This is a genomic window from Aeromonas sp. HMWF017, assembly GCF_003061465.1.
In the GTDB taxonomy this organism is placed as follows: domain Bacteria; phylum Pseudomonadota; class Gammaproteobacteria; order Enterobacterales; family Aeromonadaceae; genus Aeromonas; species Aeromonas veronii.
This window is the reverse complement of sequence record NZ_QAJD01000088.1, coordinates 36,998-45,092: the sequence shown is the minus strand read 5'-3', so window position 1 is coordinate 45,092 and position 8,095 is coordinate 36,998. Positions and strand designations below refer to the sequence as shown.

The window sequence follows — 8,095 nt, the reverse complement described above, 5'->3', positions numbered from 1 at the left end:
GTTCAAGAAAGGCGCGCATGGCGGGGGTGATGCTCTGTTGGCGGGTCAGAAAGGCGGTATGGCCGATATTCTCCAGCGGAGCGAGAGGCAGGCAAACGAGATCCGAGAGCTTGCTGGCAGAGCGGGCGAGACCGGAGCTGACGATGGCCCAGCCCAGCCGGTGGCGTACGGCGCTGACCAGATGGAACAGCGAGTCGGTCTCCAGTACCACGTTGAGCGAGGTTTCCCCCTGCTCGGCGGCGCGATCCAGATATTGGCGAAATTGCATGGTGCGGCTGGGCAGCACCAGCGGCTGTTGCTGCAGTTCAGCAAGCGCAATGTCGCCGCTGCGCGGAAACTGATCCGCTTCGTCACGGTTCATCAGCACCGCCATCTGGTTGGCGCCTTGCGGGTAGACGTGAAAGGCGCGCCGGCCAGCTCCCCCGGCGGGTTCATCAAATCCCAGTCCGATATCGCACTGATGCAGCTCCAGCTGTGATAGCAGGGCTTCGTTGCTGAGCACCGATAGGCGAATGACGATGTCGGGATAGCGCTGCTTGCAGCGGGCGATAAACGGCATGATGTCGAGATTGGACTGGGGCACGATGCCGATGCGCAGGGTGCCGGAGAGTTCGCCTTGGAACAGGGCCAGCTCCTGCTTGAGCGCCTCCTGTTCCAGCAACATCCGTTCGGCATACTGGCGTACCAGCTCGCCGGCCTCGGTCAGGGCGACAAACTGGCTGGTGCGTACCACCAGATCGGTGCCGACACTCTTTTCCAGCGCGGTAATGCTGGCCGAGAGGGTCGGTTGGGTGATGTGGCAGGCTTTGGCCGCTTTGGCAAAATGCCGGTGTTTGGCCAGCTCGTGAAAGTAGTGCAGTTGCTTGATGTTCATCTGGTTGTAGTGGAGGCAGTGGAACCGGCTATTGAAAATTAATCAATTGAAAAAGCATCTTCGATAGAGCAACTCTATCAGGATATAGATTTATTTCATTGGTTTTGCGTCAGTCGCCTCTCTAAACTTGAATGCAGTTTGCATTTTTAGGCCAACCTGCATGCCTGCCTACACGCCTGTCGACATCCCCGTCAATTTGCCTGCCTCGCCTTCACTGGATCATCTGGTGGAGGAGGTAGCCGTCGCCATCAACATCAATGGCATCAACCACGCGGTGATGATGGCGACCCCGGACGATCTCGACGACTTTGCCGTCGGCTTTCTGTTTGGTGAGGGGATCATCCGGCATAACCACGAAGTCCACGACATCCAGGTCGCGCCAGCCGAACAGGGTATTGTGCTGGATGTGACCATTGCCAACCGCTCCCTGGCTGCTTTGGCTGAGAACAAGCGTCGGCTGACCGGGGCAACTGGCTGCGGCATCTGCGGCGTAGCGGCGGTGGAGCAGGCGCTGCCCGCATTGCAGGTGTTGCCGCTGACACCGCCGCTGGATGGGGCCTTGCTGGCGGGGCTGCGCCCGCAGATCGCCCAGTGGCAGCTCAAGGGACAGCAACACGGCGCCCTGCATGCGGCGCTGGCGCTGGATGCCGAGGGGCGGATCCTGCACTGCCGGGAAGATATCGGGCGCCACAATGCCCTCGACAAGCTGATCGGCCTGCTGCTGCGTCAACACAGTGCGTGCGACACCCTGGTGGTGACCAGCCGTTGCGGTAGCGAGCTGGTGCAAAAAGCCGTCCGCTTTGGTGCCCGTCATCTTATCTGTCTGGCATCGCCCAGCCAGCTGGCGGTCAGGCTGGCCCTCAAATACAACCTCAACGTCGTTCATATTCCCAAGTTTGATGCCCCGGTCAGCTATTCGAGCTATCGCCCGGCGGATCCCATCGGAGAGTGCCATGAGTCATATTGAAAAGCCCGCCAAAGCCGGCGGTTTTTCGTCCCTGCAATCCACCATGAAACAGGTGCTGCGCAGCCAGAAGACCCGTCAGAACATCAAGAACCTGCTGCGGGTCAACCAGACCGACGGCTTCGATTGCCCGGGCTGTGCCTGGGGTGACAACGACCACGGCACCTTCCAGTTCTGTGAGAACGGCGCCAAGGCGGTGGCCTGGGAGTCCACCGGCAAGACGGTGGGGGCCGAGTTTTTCGCCGCCCATTCGGTGCGCCAGCTGGCCACCCAGAGCGACTACTGGCTCGAGTATCAGGGGCGGTTGACCGAGCCGATGCGCTACAACCCGGCGACCGATCACTACGAGCCGGTAAGCTGGGACGACGCCTTCACCCTGATCGCTGACACCCTCAAGGGGCTGAATAGCCCGGACGAGGTGGAGTTTTACACCTCAGGGCGTGCCAGCAACGAAGCTTCTTATCTTTATCAGCTGTTTGGTCGCCTGTTTGGCACCAACAACTTCCCCGACTGTTCCAACATGTGCCACGAGGCGAGCGGGGTAGCGCTGATCCAGTCGGTCGGCATCGGCAAGGGGACTGTGGAGCTGGATGATTTCGATCAGGCGGATGCGGTGTTCGTCTATGGCCAGAATCCGGGTACCAACCACCCGCGCATGATGAATGCCCTGCGCCAGGCAGCGCGCGGCGGCTGCAAGATCGTCAGCTTCAACAACTTGAAAGAGGTGGCCCTCGAGCGCTTCGCCAGCCCGCAGAGCCCGCTTGAACTGCTGACCCCGGCGGCCACCACCATCAGCCACCAATATCTGACGCCGAAACTGGGTGGCGACATGGCCGCCATCCGTGGCATGGCCAAGTACATCTTGGAAGAGGCGCCGGAGGCGGTGGATCGCGATTTTATCGCCCGCCACACCCGCCACTTTGCCGAGTACGAGGCGCAGGTGCGTGCAACCGACTGGGCCATGATCGAGCAGCAATCCGGTCTGACCCGCGCCGAGATCGTGCAGGCCGCCCGGGTCTTTGCCGCCAGCCAGCGTATCATCAGCTGCTGGGCCATGGGGGTGACCCAGCATCTGCACTCGGTCGATACCATTCGTGAAATCGTCAACCTGCACCTGATGCGCGGCCAGATTGGCAAGCCGGGGGCGGGGCTCTGTCCGGTACGGGGCCACAGCAACGTGCAGGGCAACCGCACCATGGGTATCAACGAAAAGCCGACCGCTGCCTTTATCGACAGGCTCGAGCATCACCTGCAGGTGAGCCTGCCGCGGGCCCGTGGCCACAACGTGTACGAAGCGCTCAAGGCGTTGGATGAGGGCAAGAGCAAAGTACTCATCTGCTTGGGCGGCAACCTGGCTGCAGCGGCACCCGATACCGACTTCACCTATGGGGCGATGAAAAAGGCCGAGCTCAACGTGCAGATCAGCACCAAGCTCAACCGCAGCCATCTGCAGGTGGGCAAGGCGGCGCTGATCCTGCCCTGCCTCGGCCGCACCGAGCTCGATATCCAGCGCACGGGCAACCAGAAGATCACGGTGGAGGACACCTTCAGCATGGTGCACGCCTCGACCGGCGCAGCCGAGCCGGTATCGCCGCTCTGCCTCTCCGAGACCGACATAGTCGCGCGGATGGCTCATGCCACCGTGGGCAGCGAGCGGGTCGACTGGCTGGCTCTGCGCGATGACTATGCCCGTATCCGTGATCTTATCGAGCAGACCATCGCCGGTTTTGCCGATTTCAATGCCCGCATCCAGCAGCCGTGCGGTTTTCATCTCGATAACTCCGCGGCGCTATTGACGTGGAATACCGCCAGTGGCAGCGCCGAGTTTCGTGCCAGCACCCTGCCGCAATCAGTGCTGCCTGAGTGTACCCGCCATGCCGAACAGATGCGCGATCAGCCAGTCCTGCTGTTGCAGAGCCTGCGCTCTCACGATCAGTACAACACCACCATCTATGGCATGGATGACCGTTATCGCGGCATCAAGGGTCAGCGCAACGTGGTGTTCATGAACGAAGGGGATGCCCGTCGCCTCGGTTTTGCCGAAGGGGACAAGGTCGATATGGCGGCCATCTGCAACGATGGGCGTGAGCGCATCGTGACCGGCTTTAGCGTGGTGATCTATGACATTCCGCAGGGCAACATCGCGGCTTATTACCCGGAGACCAATCCGCTGGTGCCCATCGACAGTATCGGGGCCGGGTCGTTTACCCCCACCTCCAAGTCCATCCCGGTGCTGGTGACGGCCTCCCGCCAGCAGGAGAATTTGTTGCTGGTCAAATAGAAGCGCTAACGCGACTGGCTGCGCTAACACAGCATGCACTGTGAATGCTGTGATGCCCCGGGTGAGCTTTTCATCCGGGGCATTTTTTCAGCTCTGAAAGGGGTAGGGGGCGTTGATCATCAGGCAAAGAAAAAGCCCGTCACGCTGGTGACGGGCTTTTGCTGTTGGTACCCCGAGATGCCGTTGCCGGTTTGGGCCCTTGAACCGTCGGTTCAAGGCGGGGATCGGATCTGACCGCAGGCTTCTCGGTCGTGCCGAGCATGCGCAATAGCCAGAAGGCAGATCCCCTGTTTGGTATGAATATCGGCTCGGGGACTTGAACCGGCTGACAAACATCCCAGGGAATTTTAAAACGGTTTGCGATTAGGGCTGTTGCCCCTCCTCGCTGGAATCGCCATATTGTCCGTGCTCGATCAGGGCCGCTTCGATGGTGCGCTGCAGCATCTTGATCCGCTTGTCCATGGTCTCAGAGTATTGGTGGTTCTTCTCTTTTTCAAGGCAGAGCTCATGACAGAAATTGAGCGCCGCCATGATAGCCAATTGCTCGTTGCTGGAGACTTTGGAGCGTTGACGCAGGTCGATCAACTTGTCGGTCAGCTGCTCGGCGGCCTGGCGCAGGGCATCCTGTTGTCCCAAGGGACAGGATACCTTGTAGGGACGTCCCAAAATGACGATTTCTACGGCCTCTGTGCTCATGCCTTCCTCAATACGGCGGAGCTGATTTCCGCCTTTATCCACGTGGACAACTGGGCGGGACTATATAGCGCAGATGCATAAGTTTCAAGGCCTTGCTGGCTCTGCAAGAGGGAGAATGCTAGGATCCTGACCATTAATTCTGCAAATTTGACTGAACTTTGAGCGGATCCTCGATGAGCAAAACGAACCCCCTTAAATATGCGGCAGTGGCCGACATCATGGAACAACATGAGCTGATGGCCAGCGCAGTAGAGGCCCATGGTGTGATCTGCGGTCTGGTGTGCGGCGGTGTGGCACTGGACGACAAGAGTTGGGTGCCCCATTTCAATGATCTGGTGAACGACGGTTTCGGCCTGCCGGCCCCGGTGCGCCAGGTGATGACCGATCTTTATCACAATGTGGTCGAGAGCCTGATGGCCCAGAAGGGCGTCGAGCTGCTGCTGCCAAGTGATGATGCTCCCCTCGACGAGCGCATCGATTCGCTGGTGGACTGGTCACAGGCGTTTCTGGCCGGTTTTGGCGTGGTGCAGCAGGAGCTCTCCCGCGCGTCGGAAGAGCTGCAGGAGATGATCCAGGATATCGCCAGCATCACTCAGGTCTCTGCCGAGTTCGATCAGGAAGATGACGAGAATGAAGCTTCCTTCCTGGTGCTCTACGAACACGTCAAACTGGGGGTCATGATGGCCTTCGAAGAGTTTGGCAAGCGCCCCGATACCCCGAGTGCACCGCCGACCCTTCATTGAGGAGCGGGTCAACGAGACCCTTACTGAATCTGCAAGAGCGCCTGATGGCGCTCTTTTTTATTCCCTTGTGGTGGCTAACCCTGTGAGGCGCAACCGGTTTTTTGCCGGTGACCTCGCATTCGGCCAGCGGCTTTGTGATAGCATGAGGCCACCTTTTTCACTTCTTCCTCTCTGCTTATGTCTCAATCTGATGTGCGACAGGTCGATGTCACCCTGGTCGGCGGTGGAATGAGCGGCGCCGTGCTGGCCCTCTCGCTGGCAGCCCTGCTTCGATCCGATGGCTCCCCCCTCGAGATCCTGCTGCTGGAGGCAAGCGTCCCCGAACAGCACACCCATTCAGGGTTCGACGCCCGCGCCATTGCGCTTTCGGCCGGTACCTGTGATGCGCTGTTGCGACGCGGACTCTGGCCGCTGTTTGCCCCCCATTGCGCCCCCATTACCCAGATCCATGTCTCGGATCGGGGCCACGTTGGTCAGGCTCGCTTGTCGGCTGTCGAATACGGTCTGCCCGCGCTGGGCCAGGTGATCGAGCTTGCATCCGCTGGCAAGGAGCTGCAACGGGCGATGGCGGCCTCTCCCAATATCCGGGTCTGTTGTCCGGCCCGGGTGAGCGAGATTGCGCCCGATGAGGAGAAGGTGACCCTCACCCTCGAAAGCGGTGAACAGATTGAGACCCGCCTGCTGGTGGCGGCAGACGGCGGCAACTCCTTTGTGCGTCAGCACTTCAAGTTGCCGGTGACCCGCCACGACTTTGAGCAGCACGCCATCATCGCCACGGTCAAAACGGCGCAAGACCCTGAGGGACGCGCCTTCGAGCGTTTTACCGAAGGGGGGCCGCTGGCCCTGCTGCCGATGCAGGAGGGGCTCTCCTCGCTGGTGTGGAGCGTAGGGCAGCATGAGGTGGATGAGCTGACGGCCCTCGATGAGGCGGCGTTTCTTGCCCGTCTGCAGCAGGCCTTTGGCTGGCGGCTTGGTCGCTTCGAGCGATGCGGCGTGCGTAACGTCTATCCGCTCATTCTGACCGCCTGCGACTACCCGCTGGCCCAGCGCACCGTGCTGGTCGGTAATGCCGCCCACGCCCTGCACCCGATTGCCGGACAGGGCTTCAACCTCGGGATGCGGGATCTCGACCTGCTTACCGGCGCCGTAGCCAAGGCGTTGGCAGAGGGGGAGGATATCGGCAGCTTCAAGGTGCTGAGCGGCTACTGGCAGCAGCGTCAGCGCGATCAGGAGCAGACCGTCTGGCTCACCTCTTCGCTGGCCCAGCTCTTCTCCAATGGTCACGATCCGCTGGTGGCGGGGCGCAATCTGGCGCTCACCCTGATGGGGCGATTCCCGTGCCTCAAGGCGCCGCTTGCCTCGCGCACCCTGGGCTTTGTCGCTGATGTGTGCGGCAACTAGCCAGCACTTGTTGAGTGGAACCTGTTGACCACCATTCGTTGATCAAAACCTATTGAATAAAGAGGTGATGCCTGCGGGCGTCACCTCGCTGGCCAGTCGGTCAGCCCTGAAAGGATGAGATGATGCAGATGCAAAATGTGGATGTGGTGATTGTCGGTGGCGGCATGGTGGGGTTGGGGCTCGCTGCAGCCCTGAAACATAGCGCCCTCAAGGTGCTGGTGGTGGAGGGGCAATTGCCCGACCCGCAGCTGGGGGAGGTGGCCGATAACCGGGTCAGCGCCCTGAGTCTGGCCAGCCAGCAGATCCTGCGCCATGTCGGCGCCTGGGACGGCATTGAAGCGCGCCGCCTGCAGGCCTACGACAAGATGGCGGTGTGGGAGCAGGACAGTTTTGGCCATATCGACTTCGATGCCGCCAGCCTGCGTCAGGCCAACCTCGGCCACATCGTCGAGAATCGGGTGATCCAGCTGGCGCTGCTTGAGGCAATTGAAGGTGCCAGCAATATCCAGTTGCTGACCCCCGCCAGAGCCAAGAGCCTGCAGAGCGGCCCGGCGGGCGCCCTGCTGCTCCTTGAAGATGGTCAGGCCATCTCGGCCAAACTGGTGGTGGCTGCCGATGGCGCCCACTCCTGGGTGCGCCGTCAGGCTGATATCCCGCTCACCAGCTGGGATTACGGTCACCACGCCCTGGTGGCGACGGTGCGCTGCGCCGAACCCCATGAAGCTGTTGCACGCCAGATCTTCACCCCGGATGGCCCGCTCGCCTTTTTGCCGCTGTGGCAAGAGAACCTCTGTTCCATCGTCTGGTCGCTGCCTGCGGCCCGCGCCGAGGTGCTCTGCACCTGCGATGACGAGCAGTTCAATCGCCAGCTTACCGCCGCCTTCGATGCCCGGCTCGGTCTGTGCAAGGTGGAGGGGGCGCGCAGCGCGATTCCTCTTACCGCCCGCTATGCCCGCGATTTTGCTCGCGAGCGGTTGGTGCTGGTGGGAGATGCCGCCCACACCATCCACCCGTTGGCAGGACAGGGGGTCAACCTCGGCCTGCTGGATGCCGCCGCGCTGGCGGAGCAGATCTTGCAAAATCATGCCGCGGGCGAGGATATCGGCCTGCTCGGCAACCTGCGCAGCTACGAGCGC

7 protein-coding genes and 1 other RNA gene are annotated in these 8,095 nt (G+C 61.1%); 5 read left to right on the top strand and 3 right to left on the bottom strand.

The genetic code is table 11. The annotated features are described in order from the left end of the window. Positions 1 to 874 (bottom strand): LysR family transcriptional regulator (locus DBR30_RS08335; RefSeq protein ID WP_108588295.1); only part of this gene is annotated, 874 nt, incomplete at its 3' end. A 160-nt stretch (positions 875 to 1,034) separates the two neighbouring features. On the opposite strand from DBR30_RS08335, the gene fdhD reads away from it, so the two are divergent. Both fdhD and DBR30_RS08325 read left to right on the top strand, forming a co-directional pair. Next, entirely contained in the window at positions 1,035 to 1,841 is an 807-nt protein-coding gene (gene fdhD, locus DBR30_RS08330) for a formate dehydrogenase accessory sulfurtransferase FdhD (protein ID WP_181363527.1), read from the top strand. Next, complete coding sequence (locus tag DBR30_RS08325; protein WP_108542046.1) at positions 1,828 to 4,119, top strand: FdhF/YdeP family oxidoreductase; 2,292 nt, start codon at positions 1,828 to 1,830, stop codon at positions 4,117 to 4,119. Before fdhD ends, DBR30_RS08325 begins: the two co-directional genes overlap by 14 nt. A gap of 165 nt (positions 4,120 to 4,284) precedes the next feature. Here the strand turns inward: DBR30_RS08325 and ssrS are convergent. Together ssrS and zapA are read right to left on the bottom strand one after the other, a co-directional pair. Beyond that, a non-coding RNA gene (gene ssrS / locus DBR30_RS08320) (6S RNA) lies at positions 4,285 to 4,466 on the bottom strand. Positions 4,467 to 4,482: 16 nt separating this feature from the next. Continuing rightward, positions 4,483 to 4,815 carry a cell division protein ZapA gene (gene zapA, locus DBR30_RS08315; protein WP_005333910.1) on the bottom strand — a complete coding sequence of 111 codons (333 nt, stop codon included), beginning with the start codon at positions 4,813 to 4,815 and terminating at the stop codon, positions 4,483 to 4,485. Positions 4,816 to 4,988: 173 nt separating this feature from the next. On the opposite strand from zapA, the gene DBR30_RS08310 reads away from it, so the two are divergent. The 3 genes from DBR30_RS08310 to DBR30_RS08300 all read left to right on the top strand — a co-directional run. Next, positions 4,989 to 5,558, top strand: coding sequence for a UPF0149 family protein (locus DBR30_RS08310; protein WP_005346580.1), 570 nt, complete (start codon positions 4,989 to 4,991; stop codon positions 5,556 to 5,558). A 177-nt stretch (positions 5,559 to 5,735) separates the two neighbouring features. Further along, positions 5,736 to 6,959: a 2-octaprenyl-6-methoxyphenyl hydroxylase gene (gene ubiH / locus DBR30_RS08305; protein ID WP_108588292.1), complete on the top strand. Its 1,224-nt coding sequence runs from the start codon at positions 5,736 to 5,738 to the stop codon at positions 6,957 to 6,959. A 122-nt stretch (positions 6,960 to 7,081) separates the two neighbouring features. Further along, a partial coding sequence (locus DBR30_RS08300; protein ID WP_258224359.1) for an FAD-dependent monooxygenase occupies positions 7,082 to 8,095 on the top strand: 1,014 nt, incomplete at its 3' end.